11 protein-coding genes are annotated in these 19416 nt (G+C 43.9%); 1 reads left to right on the top strand and 10 read right to left on the bottom strand.

What is annotated here, in order from left to right; translation table 11 throughout:
* Positions 1–59: 59 nt before the first annotated feature.
* The 10 genes from Q8P13_01205 to Q8P13_01160 are packed head-to-tail and all read right to left on the bottom strand — an operon-like array spanning position 60 to position 12081.
* Positions 60–2210 carry an ATP-binding protein gene (locus Q8P13_01205; protein MDP2671062.1) on the bottom strand — a complete coding sequence of 717 codons (2151 nt, stop codon included), beginning with the start codon at positions 2208–2210 and terminating at the stop codon, positions 60–62.
* A gap of 1 nt (position 2211) precedes the next feature.
* The gene (locus Q8P13_01200) at positions 2212–3816 is read right to left on the bottom strand and encodes a cache domain-containing protein (protein MDP2671061.1); all 1605 of its coding nucleotides are present in this window, start codon (positions 3814–3816) and stop codon (positions 2212–2214) included.
* Positions 3816–6092: a redoxin domain-containing protein gene (locus Q8P13_01195; GenBank protein MDP2671060.1), complete on the bottom strand. Its 2277-nt coding sequence runs from the start codon at positions 6090–6092 to the stop codon at positions 3816–3818. The genes Q8P13_01200 and Q8P13_01195 overlap by 1 nt, the downstream gene beginning before the upstream one ends.
* A 38-nt stretch (positions 6093–6130) precedes the next feature.
* On the bottom strand, positions 6131–6394 hold the full coding sequence (locus Q8P13_01190; protein MDP2671059.1) for a hypothetical protein: 264 nt from the start codon (positions 6392–6394) through the stop codon (positions 6131–6133).
* Positions 6391–7758, bottom strand: a complete 1368-nt coding sequence (gene atpD / locus Q8P13_01185; GenBank protein MDP2671058.1) for a F0F1 ATP synthase subunit beta — start codon at positions 7756–7758, stop codon at positions 6391–6393. The genes Q8P13_01190 and atpD overlap by 4 nt, the downstream gene beginning before the upstream one ends.
* Positions 7758–8636, bottom strand: a complete 879-nt coding sequence (locus Q8P13_01180; protein MDP2671057.1) for a F0F1 ATP synthase subunit gamma — start codon at positions 8634–8636, stop codon at positions 7758–7760. The genes atpD and Q8P13_01180 overlap by 1 nt, the downstream gene beginning before the upstream one ends.
* Positions 8629–10098, bottom strand: coding sequence for a F0F1 ATP synthase subunit alpha (locus Q8P13_01175; protein ID MDP2671056.1), 1470 nt, complete (start codon positions 10096–10098; stop codon positions 8629–8631). The genes Q8P13_01180 and Q8P13_01175 overlap by 8 nt, the downstream gene beginning before the upstream one ends.
* Positions 10098–10601 carry a F0F1 ATP synthase subunit delta gene (locus Q8P13_01170; GenBank protein MDP2671055.1) on the bottom strand — a complete coding sequence of 168 codons (504 nt, stop codon included), beginning with the start codon at positions 10599–10601 and terminating at the stop codon, positions 10098–10100. The genes Q8P13_01175 and Q8P13_01170 overlap by 1 nt, the downstream gene beginning before the upstream one ends.
* Positions 10598–11302 (bottom strand): hypothetical protein, encoded by a 705-nt coding sequence (locus Q8P13_01165; protein MDP2671054.1) that lies wholly within the window; start codon positions 11300–11302, stop codon positions 10598–10600. The genes Q8P13_01170 and Q8P13_01165 overlap by 4 nt, the downstream gene beginning before the upstream one ends.
* Positions 11303–11304: 2 nt before the next feature.
* Positions 11305–12081, bottom strand: coding sequence for a hypothetical protein (locus Q8P13_01160; GenBank protein ID MDP2671053.1), 777 nt, complete (start codon positions 12079–12081; stop codon positions 11305–11307).
* A 159-nt stretch (positions 12082–12240) separates the two neighbouring features.
* Here Q8P13_01160 and Q8P13_01155 point away from each other — a divergent pair, with 159 nt between their 5' ends.
* Positions 12241–19353, top strand: a complete 7113-nt coding sequence (locus Q8P13_01155) for a hypothetical protein (protein ID MDP2671052.1) — start codon at positions 12241–12243, stop codon at positions 19351–19353.
* Positions 19354–19416 lie beyond the last annotated feature (63 nt).

Below are 19416 nucleotides of genomic sequence, written 5' to 3'. Positions count from 1 at the left end.
TAGTTTAAAGATTTTTATCAAGACTGCTTTGCCGTTGGCAAGGTAAACCTTCACTGCGTTCAGGACTGCTTTGCCGTTGGCAAAGTAAAGCTAAAGACTGAACCTTTATTTTCAACTGACTTTTCCAGTTGGATGCTCCCACCCATTCCCTCAACCATAAGTTTGGAGATATAGAGCCCTAAACCTGTACCGCCGACTCCATCCCGAGTCAAAATACTATTGGCCGCTTGCTGGAATTTACGGAAAAGCAGGCTTTGATTGGCGGCAGGGACTCCTTTGCCACTGTCAGTAACGGAAATTTTTGCAAAACCGCTAGTTTTGTTTATCTCTACCTCCACCCCACCTTTATCAGTATATTTGATCGCGTTTCCGATCAAATTAAAAAGTACTTGTTTGCTTCTATCTCGATCCGCAACCACTTCAGTATTGTCAGCAGAATCTTTGACTGTCAAAGAAATTTTCTTTTGCTCTGCGTTGGCAGCAATTTCCTTATTCACCTCTTTGATTAAATCAAGAATCTTGAACTTATCTTTTTTAAACTCCATTCGTTTTTGTTCAAGTCTGGAAGTATCCAAAAAGTCATTAACGATTTTGATGAGACGAATCGAAGAATCATGAATGTCGTCAATCATCTCGGCTAGTTCTTTATCTTTAATCTTATCCCTGTAGAAATCTCTGATCAGTGAAGTGTTGCCCCGGATCGCGGTCAGTGGGGTACGCAGTTCGTGCGAGGCAATCGAAAAGAACTCATCTTTACTACGATCGAGAATCTTTGCTTCAGTAATATCTTCAAGCAAGACCACTGCTCCGATGTATTCTTCTTTGTCTTTCAGCAAAATAATTGGCGAGAAAAAGAGGTGCAGAAACTTGTTGCCGAAACTAACCTCTTTGACTTCTTGAGGGACTTTCTCTTTTTTGGCCTTTTCAATGTAGCGGTCAAGGTCAACTAGTTTTCCAATCTTACCTTTGATGTCGCTCATAGTTAAAATTGGTTTTTGAATTTCGAGAATTTTCGCCGCGGAACGGTTAGCAATAAAAACTTCATTTTTCAGGTCAGTCATGATAAAACCCAAAGTCAATGAGTTAATCGAAGAAACCAAACGTGCTTTCTCTTGCTGAAGTTGCAAATAACCCTCTCCTATCGCCTCGTTGGCTTTACTGAGACCTTCCTTTTCTTTGTTGAGCTCAGCGGTACGCTCAACCACTTTTTTCTCAAAAAGGTTTTTTTCTTTACGCAACTCATCTTGTTGGGCAAAGAACTTGGTGATCAGGTCAGCCAAAGAAGCAAACTCACTACCTTTGTCAACTCTTAGTTTTGCCAATACACCAGGGTCTTGCTTGTTCAGACTAGTCGACAAAACAGAAATTGGGTTGCCAATCCAGCGAAAAAGAAAGACAAAGATCAAGCTAAAAACAACCAGCCCAAAGATAACTAAAATAATTAGTTGGTTGTTGTAAGTTTTGCCCAAAGAAACCAGGCTTGGGGAATCCGTTTCAACTTGAATCCTTGCCACGGTAGTGTTGTCCCAGCTGGGAAGATCACGCTCAAAGACAATACTTCCTTTGCTAAAATCACTGACCTGTCTTTCACTTTGGTTGGTCTTAAGAATCTTCAGACGCGCCGAGACTAAAGACTCAATTCCCTTCAAGTACTCTTGATCCCAAACTCTGGCGGTCAGAAAAAATCCTTTCGGGGCGGTTTTCCTCTCGGCATCACTAGTTGGTTGGATAGGTGCAGCGTCCACTTCAAGCAAGCCAGCTTTTGAATCAACAAAAAAATGAGGGAAAAGACCATGGGTGAAAATGCGCAAAAGGGTAGTTTTATCAAGTGGGAAATCTTTAAGTTCTTGCTTCTCTGTGTTACTGACTGAGTAAATAAGTTTGAGATCAGTGTTGTAAACCCAAACCGCATTCGAGTCATAAGTGGACAAGCTCGGGGCAATGATCTCCTCACCAAAGTCTTTGGTTTTGCCTTCAACAAACTCAACCATTTCGTCCCAATAGGTATAGTCATAAGCGTAGGCAGAAAGCGAAGAAGATTTTAATTTGATGATATTGTCGAAAAGGACTTCTTTTTCCTCCTGTCTCGACTCGAAAAGGAGATCAATGTTGCGGTTGGCAAAAAAACGAACCAACAAAAGAATCGAGAAGAAAACTACCAAGAGGGAGCAAAGCAAAAAAACTAGTTTGGTTTGGACTCGAATATTCATCTTAGGAGAGCTGTTTCGACAAAAACCTTGAGATCAAAAAGGCTGGGAGAATTGAAAAGGCTAAAAGAAGAGCAGCGACGGCAAAAGTCAGCTCAATCGAGGCTCCGGCTGCTGCCAAAATAGAGCTTTCGGCTCTGCCAATGAAGAGCATACCAACCACTTCATTGTTAACGTCTTTAAGTGGGCTGTAAGCCCCAAGAAAGGCTTTGTTGAGGACCTTGACACTTCCCTTGAAGGTATTCCCTCTTTCAAGGACTTTGCTCTTTATTTCCTGGCTAGTTTCTTTGATACCTACCCAACGTGATTTTCCGTCTGGTGCAACAAATGTAGTCGCAGAACGTACATTTCCAGCGTAAATAGCGCTATCCAGTCCAGTGGCAGCCTTGATACCGTCAAGAAAACTGTTGTCGATGACAATAGCAATGCTGACCGTCCCAATGATGTTTTTTTGGCTGTCGCGCACACTGACGGCTGATTTGAGGTAAATCAAAGGTGCAAGCACATCTTCCTTGGTCTCAACACTAGTAGCTGAAAGGCCGATCAAGGCTCTTTTGATGAGAGAGTCATCAGAAAGTGAATCCCCCCAACGAGCCGGATCCTCCCCTCTTGAAAGTACTTGTCCCGAATTCTCAGTAATGATAATTGAAGCTTTAGCCTTTACCTCAAGTTGTTCTTGAGTGATCGTGTTCAGTTTTTTGTGATTCTTTTCTTGCAGGGCAGCTACTACTTCTGGATTGGCTGCCAAACTTTCAGCGTTCGCGAGGGTTTCTTCACGTTTTGAGGAAAGAGCGTAATTAAGAACATTGGTTGCTGTTCCAAGGTTATCGAGAGCTTCTTTTTGAATGTTCCCGAGCAAAAGAAAAGTGAAGCTAACCGTAGTGGTAAGGAAAATTAAAAGAACACTGCTCGTAAAGATCATGAAGAGCTGGCTTTGCAGCCGGGTTGTTAAATATTGCCACACCCACTTTCCGAGAATAAGAACGCTGACAAAAAGGACCAAGTGTTCCAAGTACCAAACTGGTCCGAAACTGGAACTTAAGTTAAATATAAAGGGGTTATCAGAACCCCGAAATAGACTCACTAAAGAAAGGGTCTCAGCTAAAGTCAACCCAAGAAAAGACAGAGCCACCCTTTTTAGGTGTCTTTCCAATCCAGTGGTGGCGCGACGGAAATAAAGAACCGAAACCAAAGCCGCTCCAAAGGGTGGTAAGAATTTTAGCCAAGACAACCAAGTGATCTTGGAGAGAAAAAATAAGGCTCGCTTCTTTTCTAAGACCAAACCTTCGGTTTGAGGAACCTTTTGCAGAGGATCTTGAGCTAGTCCAAAGATAATAAGTAAGTAGCCTAGAGAGCGAAAAAGGGTTGAGAAAATTTCGCTGAAACTTCCCAAAATTGAGCTGCCCAAGATGCCGTCCTCAATAGTCGTTGCGTGGCTCAAAAAAGAAACTGAAAGTAAAAAGAATCCCAACCAAAGAAAAATTTCTTTTCTCTGACGCTTAGCGGCCCAGGCGTCAAAGTAGAGCCAAAAAACAGCAAAGCAAACCAAAGAGGCAAAAAGGCTAATTGCAAAGTGTAAGTTTTGACCTAAAAAGGCAAGGGGCAGCATTATTTCAAACTACCTAAGTTTTCAAGAATATCTTCTTTTGATAATACTCCAACCAGAACTTTTTTGATAATCCCTTTTCGATCAACCACGTAGTGTGTTGGCAAGCTCGCAAAAGCGAATTTTTCAACGCTTAGACCATCAGGGTCAACTAGGAAAGTCAGTTTGGAACCAGAAATTGCTTTAAAAGCTTTAATTTTGCTTAAATTCTCTCCTTCGGCGACAGGGACGATGTTAATATCGGCACTTGCCTGCAAACTCTGCAGAGCTGAAAACTGTTCTTGGCTGGAAGGTGCCCAAGTCGAAACAAAACTGATCAGGGTTGGCTTACCCAAATTTTCAAGTAAGTTGCTTACTTTTGAATTCGTATCTTCCAAATCTAAGCTTGGTAAATCTTTGTCGACTAGTTTCTCTGTTAAGTTTGAAACCCCTAAATCCTCTAGTTTTGTACTAATATCGATTTTCTGAACAGAAAAGCTTGGCAAAAAGAAGGAAAAGTCACCAAAGCCAATTCTGAGGGCTTTTTTTAAGGAAATTTTTTCAACTACCGGGGTGGCCTTGTCTAGAGTAAAGATATTGCTGATTAGAGTTTGGTAGCCATTTGCTTCTACCTTTAGATAGTATTTTCCGGCGGGGAGAAAAAGTTGATACTTTCCTTCACTATCAGTTTTTTCTGGATTTGCTTGTCCATAAGATTCCCCATCCCAAACCACCCAAGAATTTGAACTTTCTTCAAAGTAAAGAGCTGTGACTCTAGCCTCAGCAATTGGAGTTGGTAGAACTCCTAGGTTTGGTGCTTGGGTTTCTTCTACTTTGCCGCTAGCAATAACCAAGACTTGACCAATCTCTCTCTTTGTTCTCTTTCCAGCCCCGTCAACTGCTTCTACAACCAAAGGGTAAAGACCAGGGCTAGTAAAGTTCATTACCCCTTTCCAAAGGCCAGTTTGGCTTGAACGTGTCAGAGAAAAAAGCTGACTCTTGGCTTCTTTTAGAGACTGGTTTTTGGTGCCAATCTCTATTGTCGTTGCTCCACCGAGTGCGCTCAAAGTCACTTTTTGATCCAGACCAACGATAGTGCGAGTCAGACCGTTGCGGTCTGGAAGTAAAATCTGCGGACCAAGTGAGATCACACTTCCCCCTACAGTTGGGTCTAGACGGTCGATCACCAAAATTTCTTCTTTCGATAAAGTAGCGTTCCCTGAGGTATCGGTTGCCTGCACAACAACCCGATAATTTCCCTCTTCAAGATTAACTGGGGTAAAACTAAAGTCCACTTTTTTCGCTTCTCGATCTTCCATTTTGTCAGCTGGCAACCAGTTGCTCCCACCATCAGTAGAGTACTCAACCAAGAAAACTCCGGCGTTGTCCCGGGCCGTACCCTCAATTTCTGGCCCCTTTTTGAAAGGCTTAGAAAAATCAGTTTTTACCGATACTGTTGGCGGAACTGATTCTTTTTTGACTAAATCTTTCTTTTTCGAACCCAAAGAGTTGTTTTCCTCAGCCACCCCTTCTCCTGCGGAAGAACTACTAGACAGCTTTGGGGTCAAGAAAGTGTTATCCCCAGTCTCAGTACTATTGTTGACAGAATCAGCACTAGTGATTTTGAAATGATAGCTCCGGTCTGAAGAAAGTCCAGTCAGGGAAAGAGAATGAGTCAAAACAAGACTGCTATTATTTTTAAACTGACCGTAGCTAGCCGTTGTTCCATAGTCCAAGCGTGAAGTGGCTGCTTCATTTGTTTTCCAGCTAATTGTTATTGAGCTTGTAGTCAGATTGCTTAAGGCTATATTAGAAATCACCGGTCCAATACAGTCAGAGCCACCACAAGTTATTTCCGTATCCAAACTACCACTACAACTAAAAGGGTTTGCTCCATCAAGATCGTCTGAAACTTGGACTATCCAATCAGCACTAGCCGAAACTTGATCGTTGGTGCTGACCTTTATCTCAAAATCGGCACTGAAATTTGGTTGGATTACATCTCCGGTCAGAGTCATGCTGCTACTAGTTGTGCTCGCCGACCAAGCACCGGTAGAAACAGGCTCGACTATCGAAAATTTGGCTGATGGTCTAGTGATCTTTATCCAGCTAATCGGGTTTTGATCAAAATTTCTGACTGTGAAGTAAAAGCTAGCTTGACTTGAAGCTTGGATTTGATGAGGATCGACTGAAACATTGCAAGCCTCTATCGAAGCCTCTATTTTTCTGGGAGATAGAAAGGGGTTTAGTGACAACAAAACAAAGCTCAGTAGAATGATTCTGTAGATGATCTTGGGCATTAAAACTATTTTAATACAATTTAGGTTTAGAATCAAACCTAAATTCCCAGGAAAATCCGGACTATATTTTCACTGACTTCGAGGACACCGCGGTTAAACTCGTATTTGGTTTCTTTTTTGTCCAAAGTATGAATAGTGAGTTGCTTGTTTATCTGGGTTACAAAGTTGGCGTGCTGCGGCAGGATATCAAACTTACCGAGACTGTTTTCCGAAGAAACCGCCAGAGCTTGTCCGGAATAGCCTTGTTGTTTTAAAGATGGAGACCAAACTAAACTAACTTCAAGAAAGTTTTTGTCACTCATTGCTTTAATTCTGAAAGATCCCCAATGTAAAGAAAGCGCTCCTCTGGCACTTGATCGACTTGTCCGCCAAGAATAGCGCTTACGTCTTTAACTGTCTTTTCTCGTTTAATGTATTTACCCGGAACTCCGGTCTGATCGGCAACGACATGAATATCCTGAGTCATATAATTTAAGAGTTTTTTGGCTCGGTAAAAGAGTAAGCGGTCTTCAACCGAAAGTTCACTCTCCCCCATGATCGAAACAATTCGTTGCATGTAGGTATAGTGTTTCAAAAGTTTTTCAGCTTCAAGCAACGCTTCGTAGTGTTCCAGCCCAAGAATTGAAGCTTGAACTAAAGAAGATGATGAAGTCAAGATATCGACACTTGGGTGACGACCTTCCTGGTAAACAACCCGAGAAAGAGTAACAACCGAATCAAAGTAAGGAACGATTGCTTGTACACCGGCATCAGAAAGATCGTCCGCTGGTACGTAAATTGCCTGAACACTAGTGATTGACCCTTCTTTGGTCGAAACGAGACGCTCCTGAAAAGCCCCCATTTCTCCAGCCAGCGTGGCCTGATAACCCTCTTCGGAAGGAATCGTGTTTAGCAGAGTTGAGACTTCATTGCCAGCTTGAACGAAGCGGTAAATGTTGTCAATGAAGAAAAGGACGTCTTTCTTTTGCTCGTCACGAAAGTATTCTGCAAAAGTAAGTCCTGTCTGGCCGACTCGAAAACGCACTGCTGCTGATTCATTCATTTGCCCGTAAACCAAGGCTACGTTTGGCAAAACCTTGGTTTGAGCCAATGTTTCATAGAGTTCATGCCCTTCTCGGATACGCTCTCCAATACCAGTAAAAACCGAGACTCCTTTGTGAAAGACAGCAATGTTGTGCATCAGCTCAGAAAGCAAGACCGTCTTGCCCACGCCTGAGCCACCAAAGACTCCAATTTTACCCCCTTTTTTGACCGGAGTGAAGAAATCAACAATTTTAATTCCAGTTTCGAGAAATTCCGTCCCACTTCGGACTTCGTCATAGTTAGGACTGCCACGGTAAACTTCCCTGGTCTCAGCAGTTTTTAGCTTCTCCAAACCATCAATCGGCTGACCAAAGAGATTTACCAAACGTCCAAGCAACTGCGGACCGACCGGAACTTTTAGGCTTGCCCCGGTTCGAACTACTTTTGAACCGCGAGAAAGTTTGTTTGGATCAGTCAAAGAGATGCAGACAAAGATATCAGAAGGTAAACTACTATAAACTTCAAGAGCAATTTCCTGATTGTCTTCGAGACTAAGTAGTTCGTGTCGTTCCGGTTGGTCTTTTTTGTATTCAACCTCGACGACATTACCCCGGACGGAAAGGATATGACCAAAACTTTCCATCACTTCTTCTCCTTTCCCCAAATGCTCATTCCGGAAAAGACTTCTAGTTGTCGGATATTAGTCAGTCTTCTTTTAATATTTGTCAGATCTTTTTTTAGATTTGTTTGTAAAGAACCAGCGTTTTGGGTTGCCTGATCCATGGCCACCATTCGTGAGGAAAACCTAGCCAACTGATGCTCGAGCAGTTTTTCATTAAACAAAGTAGCAATTATTTCGCTCTCAAAAAACTCCATTATTTTCGCCGGTGTTGGTTCAAAAATGTATTTCTTGGGGGTTTCTATTGGTTTATCCAAAGCAACACCACCGGTGATCTCGACTCGGGTCGGTTCTTGAGTCAGCAAAGTCCGCATTTGGCCAAAGTGAACTATCACTGTCTCATACTGAGTGATAAATTGAATTATCTTTTTTATTTGGGCCGGATCTGGGTTATCGTCAGCCAGATCGAAGTATTGGATTGGGGTGTGAGTCACTTCATTGACGATCAAACTTTTACCAAAGTTGCCAATCACCACTGAATCCCCTGGTTTTTCCCTGAGTTCAGCGCTAAATTTTCTCCAAACATCGATGATTAGGGTCCCATAAAGATGCTCGTTAGCTGAAACCAAAACCAGGACTGACTTTCCGTTTCTTCGGATAAAAGAAAGGTCGTTTTTTTTCTCCCGATCTTTGCTCTTCAGTTGTTTTTGAATATCGGCTAAATAGGCAGTTTTGGCGTGACCATAAATCTCGGCAATACCATCAATAAATTTTTTGTTTTCCGCTACACTATCTTTAATCTGATTCATGCGCAAAGAAGCAATGCCCTGGTAAACACTGGTGATTGATTGAATTGTCGAAACTGTGCTTATTTCGTTTTTAAGCTCTTTTTGGCTATTCATAAAGTTTCTCAGTTACCTGGTCGTAAAAAGTTTTGACCGTGGAGAGCAAATCATCTATTTTGTCTATCTTGGCAAGTCTAGTGAGAAAGTCATTTAGTTCACCCTTTTGAAACTTCTCGGTGATTTTTATGACGTCAACTTTGACCGAGCTAACATTCTTTCCAGCCCAGAAGCCGCCGAGAAGGAGTCCAAAAAGCATCAGTGAGAGCTCTCTTGGCACCAGAGACTCAGTGTCTTGATTGAAAATCAGTTCAATTTTTTCTCCAAGATCAATTTCTGTTTTGGTAGCCTGTGGTAAATCGACTCCAAACCGGGCGATTTCTTTGTCTTTTTCATATTTTGCCAAGGCTTCTCTCAGTTTCTGAGCCAGTTCTTTGTCAAGCTTGCCACGAGTCTGATTTCCTACCCGAGAGACTGACAAAGCGTGGTTGATTGAAGGTCTGGCACCATTGCGAAAAAGCTCAACATCAAAAAAGATGTGCCCATCGGTGATTGACATCAAGTTGGTTTGGATATACCCCGTAATATCCCCTTCAAAGCTTTCTGCGACTGGTAAAGCGGTAATACTAACTGTTTTATCACCGTATTTAATATTACCTGCCCTCTCAAGCATAGAAGCATGCAAATTAAAGATGTCTCCTGGGTAAGAACTTCTTCCCGGGGTTCTTTTTGAAAGCAAAGAAATTTCACGATAGAATTTGGCGTGATTGGTGAGATCGTCAAAAATAATCAGCACGTCCTTGCCCTGTTCACGAAAAAACTCAGCAATCGCAAAACCAGAAAAAGGCGATAGGTAAATCATACTGGCCGGGTCAGCAGAGTTGGCAACCAGGATAGTGCAGTTGTTGAAAGCCCCACTCCAATGTTTTAAATACTCTTCCACCGCCTTGACATCACTTTGTCTTTTTCCGATTGAAACGTAAACACAGATTACTCCTTTTGAAGCTTGGTTGACGATAGTTTGCAAGAGGAAAATAGTTTTACCAGTTTTTTTATCACCAATCACTAGTTCCCGTTGTCCATAACCCAACGGAACCATCAGATCAACTGTCTGTACCCCTGTTTCCAGAGGTTTATCAATTTTAACCCGCGTGTGCAGCGGTGGAGCTCCTGGATCGATCGACATTGGTTTCTTTTCACCCGGGATTGGACCAAGACCATCAACTGGGTGTCCGAACGGATCAACAATACGACCGAGAATCTGCTCAGAAACTGGAATAGTAAAGTACTGCTTGGTTCGAGTCACCGCTAAGTTGTTTTTTAGATCGTGAGTTTCGAGCATGAGGACTTCGACACTATCGGGAAGAAGAGACTGAATGATCCCCCTCTGCCCACCTTCAGCCATCACCACTTCTCTTGGCTTCGCTCCGGGTAAACCAGAAACATAAACAATCGAGTGGACAATTGATTGGATGTAACCAATTTCCCCACTTTCTTGTAAATAGTCTTTAAACCCCCGCATCAAAGTCTCCCCTTCTGTATCAAAGTGTTTACTTGTGTTTTGTCGTTAAAGAAGTTTTCCAGGGCAGTGCTGACTGAATAATCACGGTAAAGACCGTTGTACTCGATTTGGATTCCGCCAATCAATTCCTCTTGAATAGAGATATCGAGAACTATTTTTTCCTTTGTCCTTTGCTCAAGAAGAGTTTTTATCTTTTCTAAAAACTCTTGACTCGGAGTAAAGGCAAAGACAATCTTGGCAATTTTAACCTTGAGTAAAGAATTAACTAGTTCTCTGAAAAATCTTTCCTGGTCTTCTGAACTAGAGAGCCTAGCTTGCTCTTGCCTTAGGACTACAAAAACTTCTTCTAACCTCGGGCTGAATTTTGTTCTGACCTCTTCCTTGAGCTTACCGGCTTGAAAAACTCGTCTTGAGAGAGCCTCGAGCTCATCAACCAAGTTGATGAGGTCTTCCTGAGTGTTGAGTTGAGCAAGTAGTTTAGCTGCAAGCTCTTCACTGTTCATGAGAAAAATTTCTCCTTTTTGGCTTTTTCGAGCGCTTCCATGACAAGATCTTCGTGGGTTGTCAAATCAATTGATTTGCCGAGAGTCTTTTTGGCTATTTCTGTTAGGAGTTGATAAATGTTTTCCTCAATAGATTTGATTTTCTTTTCTTGCAAAGCTAAAATTTCTGCTTCGCTGCTCGCCAAACGCTGGTTAATTTTTTTCTCTGTTTCCCCTCTCACCTGCAAAATCTCCTCTTCAATACTTTGGGAAAGAGAGGAAATTTCGTTGTTGGCTTGGTCCAAGAGTTTCTTTTTTAGCTCTTTGCTGTAATTTCCCAAATCAATACTTAGATCCAGCAGATTTTTTTGATAGTTCTCAACACTGTCCCTTGTTTCTCTTTGTATCATTTCTTTACTTTCTGAGACTGTTTCTTGAAGCTGCCTGGCTAAACTTCCCTCCAGGGTTTTTGTTAATGTTCTACTTGCCTCAACATTTACCTCACCCTCGCTAGTAGCGTTCCTAACAATTTGCTCGGCCAGGGCTCTGGCTTGAGAAACGATACTAAACGCCTGCTCATCGAGTTCTTTTCTAGACCGAGCTAAGTCTTTTGCATACGGACGAAATTCGTTTAGAGTCTTGTCTCCTCGATAAACCAAGAAGACAACCAAGATCAGAGCGAGGGCGTTTAGTAAAAGGCTGATGAAAAAAAACTCTTGCATTTTTATTTATAAAAAATGATAAAAAGAGCGAGACCAACTCCTGCGGCACTGATCACAAAGACTCCGACCAAATTCAGAAAGACCACAAACTGGATGCTACCTTTGGCCAAAGGATTTCTGGAAATGGCATCAATGCCTCGTCGTAAGGCCCGAACAAAGGAAAGGAAACCAAAGCCGAAGGACAGACCAGCCAAGATAACCGCGAGTAAGTAACGCAGTATCACGGGAAAATTTTCAGGGTTTTCAAGCTGAGAAGTAAAAGCTTCAGCCGCCTTGGAAATTGCCTTAGAAACGGCATTTTGCGGACTGTCGGCGGCCTTGTACTGAATATTGATAAAAACTGAGACTTGTCCAGTTTTTGAGTTTAAGTCCTCCAAAGCTCTACCCAGGACAAAACCAGAGTCTGTCGCTTTTTGACCAACGCCAAGAGTTTTGCTTGAGGTGACGAAGTCGCCCTTTTTTATTGATCCATTTTGATCACTTAATTTAACTTTTGATACACCATAAGAAACTATTGGGAAACTCTCTGAGGATGTTTTGTTTAGACTCAAACTCGGATCTTCAACGACGACCCCGAAAAGGTTTTTGTCATAGGCGCTGCTGGCTCGAACTAGACCAGTGTCACTTTTGGAAACTATGTCACCGCTAGACACACCCTTGTCTTCAACCGGCAGATTTTTTGCTATTTGTCCGTTGCTGAAATCTTGGGCCAAAACAAAAGCTTTGCTTGTTAAAAAAAGGGTTATGAAAATAAGCAAAAAAATTACTCGAAGTTTCATGGCAGGCTTTTCAATAAACTAATTATAACACAAATAGCCACGCAAAAACACTTTTTCTGTCCTTTTTTCAAACTTGACTTACATTAATATAATGGGTACAATTTAGGTACATTTCCCGTGACGGTAAGTCGCGAGAAATAGCCTTAAACCCAACCTGCCATGGCTAAAGGAAATCTGCCCAATTCAAGCGACCTCCTCATTTCTTTCCCAGAAGTTATTGAACGTGCCAAAAACCTTGGTGCTAGCTTCGGTAAAGGAGATCCCTACAACCGTCTACGCTACTACACCAAGATTGGGCTTTTGCCAAAAGCGACCCGAAAATCGTTTGCTAGCTCTGCTCCAGCCGGCGCTTATCGAGAGTCAGTCGTTGAAAAAATTGTTGAAATTGATCGCCACCTCAAGTCCGGTGAATCAATCCAAGCAATTCTTCGGGAAAATAAGGATGACCTGCTACCGATCGAAAAAATCATTAGCCGAGCTAAAAATGCCGGTGTTGATTTTGGTAAGGGGGATCCAAGCAACCGTCTGCGCTATTACACCAAGATTGGTCTTCTTCCCAATGCCACCCGTAAGTCTTTTTCTCTCTCAGCACCAACTGGGGCTTATCGAGAGTCAGTCGTTGAAACCCTAGTTGGTATTGACCAAGAACTAAAATCAGGTAAAACGATCCAGGCTTTGTTGAGAGAAAGACAGGTCGAAGAAAAAAATGAGGATAAAGAAAATAGTGAGACAGAAACAAGACAAGCAGCTCAACAAAATCATCAAAGTACATCTTTTCCTATCACTCTACTGCCAACTTTCACCACTATTCCGGCTCGTCCTCAATTAAATTTTCCTGAAGTTTCTCTCTCCCCTAGCCTTGAGGAGATAAAAGCTCAGAAGCCTTCCTTTCTGGCGGGGGGTTTTGCCAAGAGTTTAAAACTCTCGCGCAATTTTGCCCTGCCTGTTTTCCTAATTTTGATTTTTCTTCCTTTAACTTTACTGATTGGCAGTTTTGCCAAAGGCCTTTTCTTTTCCCGTCCTGCTTTTGAAAGTCTAGACTTAAGCAAGACAATCAACGGAGGGGTAGTACTGGCAAGCAGTATCGATCCTTATTTTAATGTCAATGTCGAAACTGATTTTAATTCTCTAGTTCATGCCAAAGAAGGAGTCGCCTTCCCAAGTGGGAGTTTTAGCGCTCTCCTTGAAACTGCAACCTTAACTTCCGATCGAAACATCTCTTTACCTGATCAATCTGGTACTTTGTGTCTCAATAGTGGCAATTGTGCTGGTCAAGGTAAAAACGGTGATATAACCGCAATTGGTGATATCTTAGCCGGAGCAGCTTTTACTGACGGTGGGGCGGGCAACGAACTTTATTTTCACAACGGCTCTCAAGGCCTTTTAACTGCAACCGCTTTAAGCTCTGAGCGGACTTACACTTTGCCCAATCTCTCCGGAACAGTAGCTCTCCAGGCAGTTTCTAGTTTTACTCCTGGCTCGGTAATTTTTGCCGGCAGCGGCGGGCTTCTGACTCAGGACAATTCAAATTTCTTTTTTAATAACACCAACAACTATCTAGGCCTTGGAACCAACTCTCCGACTAGCACTCTGGATGTGCGTAGTTCCCTTAGTAGCGGCGGTTTGATCAATGTAGAGGCTTCCTCTGCAACTACTTTGACTGGCGATTTAAACGGTCTAACTGTAGATGTTAGTGGCTATACTGGCGGCTCCCCCTCCGGAACACCGGTTTTAAATGCCATTTTAGTCAGCAATGTGACTCCCAACAATGCTATCAATGAAGCGGGTTTAAGAATCGGCACGGGTTGGGAAAACGCTATCGAAATTAATGTGGACCCGGCTGATGCCAACGCAGTGACCGAAGTCACGGCTATCCAAAGCCCAGTCATCCACGTTGGTGGTAATTATGTAAAAAATATTGCCGCGGCTAGTCTTGCAGCTCTAACTTTTGACCCAACAATTATCGTCAACACTTCTCCCGATATTTTGGCCGGAGCAGATCTTTTTCAAATTATTTCCCCGACTTACCTTATTAACCAACCAGGAGTAAATATACTTACCAACAACATCAACTTATCCAATGTCGCAAACGTAGAGGTAGCTAGCAGCGCCACCGGAGCCCACACCCTTTCTGCCCTGGTAAACTACTCTAGTTTTTTTGATTTACTAGTTGATGATCCTGGAACCGCTTCTTTGACAGTTAGCAATGTCAACCAATTCTCCACCTCAAGTTCCTTTCTTGGCTCTGGAGTAACCACTGGAGTAACCGTAACTAACTTAAACGGCTTTTTGATCAACAACCAAGTTCCCACTGGTGGAACCTTAACTAATCAATACGGGATCCACGCTCTAAACTTGACCGGAGGAACCAACGACTACGCTTTCTATTCAGAAGGAGCAGATAGCGCCAACATTTACGCGCGCGCTGCAACCAGCAATACTTCAACAACTGATGTGATTCGTTTAGAAAATCGGGCGGCAACTTTCACCGGAGACTATATCGATATTAGTGGGGCTTCTTCGACTGACGGGGTTTTCGACCATGTCCTCTACTCTATCAATGGAACACCCACTTCTACGGTAACGTCTGAGGCAGCTAGTTTGGGGGGTACTCCTTTTACGGTTGGGGCTTCTGCAAATGACAGCCTCAATTTCGGCGAAAGTACCCCCTTTAGCCGCGTTTATATTGATTTTGCTACTTTGGCGGGGGCCCCAACTAGCGTTAGCTGGGAATATTGTAGTGCCAACGCTTCCACCGCAACGGCCTGTGATACTTGGAGTAGTTTGACTGGGGTCTCCGACGGAACTAGCAATTTAACAAGTGACGGTACTGTCACTTGGGCTGTTCCGGGTGGTTGGATACAAAGTGCAGAGACCGGTGTCACACCCCGCTATTACGCTCGGGTTTTTGTAAATAGCATTACTGCTGGTCCGGCAACTGCCTACTCTGCTACGATTGCGGCAACTACTTCTGGAAATTATTTGAGAGTTGCCTATGGTGGAACCAATATTTTTACTCTTAACAATTTCGGAGCTTTAAATCTCGCTACTCCTTATATCAACACAACTCCACTAACAATCTCGGCTCCCAGTAACAACACCAGCACCATCAACGGGATTTCGATTTCGGGAATCACGGGGGGTTCGGGGTCAGAAACAGGAATCAGTGTTGGAACTGGCTGGGACTATGGCATTCACTCTCAATCTCTAGTCCGGTTTGATGCCAACATTGAACTAACCGGATCTTTAGCTGCTCCTGATCTAAATACAGAAGTTCTCTGTCGTAACAATACAACCACAAACCTGATTGCTTCTTGTTCCGCCAGTGGAGGTGTCGTCGGCAACGCTTTTGTCCATCTTGCTCCAGAAGACCCAGACAACCCGGGCTCAGCCCTTGCTGACATAGACAACACCACGAGAAACTCAATTTACATCAACAAAACCGGAGCTAGTGGCGATCTAATACACCTCTGCACTGGTGCTAGCTGTGCTACCGAAGAATTTCGGGTTGATTTTGACGGCAATACTACTTTGGGTGGCAGTCTTTTGGTCGCAACCACTCTTCAAACCAACTCGAGCGCGGTTATCGGCGATGAGCTAACTGTAAGTGGAGATATCAATTTTACTACTTCAGCCAGCATTGGTGACGGGGGTGATGCTCTATCAATAAATTCCAGTGGAACCTTGACTATCAGTGATGCTAACCTACTTTTCAGCGATGCAAGTGATAAAACGATCGAAGTCTGCAATTCTGTCCTTGGTATTGGCTGCAACTTAAAAATCAACAACCCGTCTGGAAGTACGAACCTAAACATTGTTTCGGGAAACCTAGTTTTTGGAGACACTAGCTCGGGCCAGTATTTATATATTGGAACCGCCCCTACCGGAATACGTTCCTTAGTCTTCCCTGATGTCTCCGGTTATGCAGTTGTTGATACAGGTGCTGGAAGTACTAAGACATTGGCTTCAGCCAACGCAGACGGTTTCTCTCTTTCCGGTGGGACAACTTCAAGAACCTTAACTGTGAGTGGAGCTGATGTCAGTTTGAACCAAGACCTACTAACTACAAGTTCTCCTACCTTTGTTGGCTTACTACTAAACCCCACGGGAGGCGGGGCAGGAAATACTGGTGAACTGCGCTTTCTCGAGCTTGCTGCCAACGGTAGCGGCTATGCTGGCTTCAAAGCTCCGGACGCGATCACCACTGACCGAATTTACACTTTACCTGACGACGATTCTCTTCCCCCTTCCGCTGATTATGTTCTTACCTGGCAAACTGGAAACACCTTAACCTGGAAAGAAATTACTGGCGTCGGAGCTGCCGGTGACATTATCGCCGTCGGAGATATCGCTTCTGGAGCCGCCTTCACCGCTACCGCTGGTGGCGATGGCAACAGTCTCTTCTTTGAAGGCGCAACTGCAGACAGTTTTGAAATTGAACTGACTGCCGCTGACCCAGGAGCGGACAAAACAGTGATTATTCCCGTCTCAAGTGCTGCTTCAGACTCAATTTGCTTACTAACCTTGGGCAACTGTGCAGGCTCAGGTGGAATCATTGGCGGAAGCGGAACTGACGGTAGAATTGCCAAATTTACTCCTGACGGCAGTCACATTGGGGACTCTATCCTCAACGAAACCGGGGGCAATATTGATTTGACTAGTGGGAACCTTTTGCTCAGTGCTATTACAAGAATTACTTCAGCTGGTGTTTCGACTTTCACTACCGGGACTTACAACGGCGTCAACACGGCTGGCAACGGGGCTGATGTTTTGACCCTTTCCGGCTCTTTAGCTGCCTTTGACGGGTCAGATACTTTCCGCGGTCTTTATCTCAACTACACCAACGCTGACCACACTGGCTCAAGCAACACTTTCAATGGTATCGATATTGCCGGTATTACTGCCGATGCCCAAGCGACCGAAAATGCAATCAATATTGGTGCCGGTTGGGACAACGCCATCAACTTCGTTGGGGCGAGCAACCTTGCTTTGGCCAACAGCACGAGCAACGCTCTGACTATTAAAAACGGTAGTAATACCTACTTTAGTATCTCCACTTTAGAAGATCTTGGTGGCAACGTCCACACAATTAGTCTAGAGGTACCTACTGGTGCTGCGGCTACCTCAAAAATTGATCTTGGTGCCGGAACTTCCAACAAGCAAATAAATATTGGCTACAACAACGACTCTCCGGGGATAAGTCTGATCAACATCGGCAACACCAACGCTTCTTCAACTATTTCTCTTTTCAGTGGAGTCCAAACTGCAACCGCTATCACCGCCTCAGTCGATGCGCTTACCAGTGGTACTGGCTTTGTTACTTCTGCAGGTGCCCTGACCGAGGGGAAAGCTGTTCAGATTACCGCTGAAAACACTCTAAGCAGTGGTAGACTTTTGGATATTCAACTCAACCCTAACTTCCTTAATTGGAGTGGGGCCACGATCAGTGGGAATTTGGTTAATGTTGAGGAAGCGGTCTTCTCGGATACCGGAACTAGCACCAGAAGTGGGAACCTACTGTCTCTTTCTAGAACAACTATTAATGATGGTACCGCTTTAAATATCACCGGAGCAGTTGCTTCTTTCACAAGTAGTTGGACCGGTTTTGGAAGTGCAGTCACCGATTCGGCCAACATTCTTTCTTTAAATCAGGCCTACCCTAGTGCAACTGGTGCGGTCCTGAGTATTGCAAACAGCGGAAGCGGAGCTGATATTCGACTTAACAAAGCTGCCTCTGTCTTTACTATCAATACGGCAGGGGCCAACTCTGTCACTTCTCTGACACTAAATAATGCTGCCTCTACCAACCTTCTCCAAATTCGTGACTTGACCGGCAACAGCACCCAGTTTGGCTCCCTGGTCTTGGCTGACGCCTTTGTCAGCAAACAATCCTACTTCGCCGAAGAATTCAATAGTTTTCGCGGTGGTAACTGTGCGGACTCTAGCTTTACTGCTACCAGCCACCAACAGGCCCGCGGTGAATACGGCAACCCAGCTACTTCCTGTACTGCCCAAACCGGTGAAATCACCACCAACTCTATTGCCGGTACTTCCAATGCTAGTAATACCTGTACTTACTCCTCCAACAACGCAACCAACGGTTTTGAGCGGATTGCTTCCAGCTACAACACGGGCACTGGGGTCGCCTGTCTCGAGTCCATCGGAACCAATGCCAACAACACCAACAACAATATCTTTAATACCGGCAATTTCCCCCAAGTTGTCATGAAAGTGAGAACCAATGTTAGTGCGACTACAACCCGCTACTATGCTGGTATCAGCAACATTGCAACTGCGAAAAACGCTCCTGTTGTCGGGGACAAAGGAGTTTACTTCTCTACTTGTTCAGCCCCAACCACTCCGACTTGCAACACCACTGGCTGGTACGGGGTCGTCCAGGATGGGACCAACGCTGCCAACGTCGTCACCTGTCCAACCACTGGTTTCGGAACGACCAACTTTTCTTATTTAAGAATTGAGTTTCGTAAAGCAACTTCGACAACCTCACCGGAAATTCAGTTTTTTGTCGACAATGATGTCACCAACGGAATTGTCGAGACTAGTTGTGGAACTGTGACTTCAACTACTTCAGCTATGGGTAACACGGCCATGTCAATGTTTTTGATGTCGGTAACGACCGCCGCCGGAACAGCTAATCTTGATGTTGACTATTTCCGCGTCTGGCAGGACGACAGTATCACCCAACCAGAAAATTCTGATCTTTTGACAACTGTCGCCGAAGGCGAAACCCAAAACCAAGAAACTGGGTCTTCGAATCCAACTGATGTCAGCACCTTGGCTTTGGATGATTCAGCCCTAGCAAAACTAAGTCTTGATGAAGAAAAGAACTTAGTTGCCTCACTTTCAGCTCAAAGTCAATTTAAAGTTAAGAACGCTTTTGGAGAAGTTGTTGCTTCGATTTCTGATCTTGGTGAGGCTATCTTTAGCTCTGTTCAAGCAACTTTTGTTCGAGTTCAAGAGCTGGTCATTGGCGAGAGATTAACAATCAAAAAAACTGCCCAAATCGCCGGGACTGCTAGCTTTGAAGCTGGTCAGGAAGAGGTGACGATCCAAACTCCAAAGGTAAAGTCTGAATCGTTAATTTATCTGACCCCAAAAACAAAAACTGCGGGTCTGAGTCTATATATAAAGGAAGTCAAAGAAGGAGAGTCTTTCACTGTTGGTCTTGACAGTAGTCTTGAAAGTAACGCGCCAGTGACAGCGCCAAAGGCGGTTGAATTTAACTGGCTCTTAGTTGATCAGGAGGAGTAGATTCTAGGCGGAGTCTCTCGGCCGGCAGTTTGGTGTCACCTTTGCTGCTAAAGGTGACAAAAA

Source organism: bacterium, assembly GCA_030704665.1.
GTDB lineage: Bacteria > Patescibacteriota > Microgenomatia > Woykebacterales > RBG-16-39-9b > JAUYID01.
Note: the sequence above shows the minus strand (reverse complement) of the source record. Positions and strands in the feature narration are given on the sequence as shown.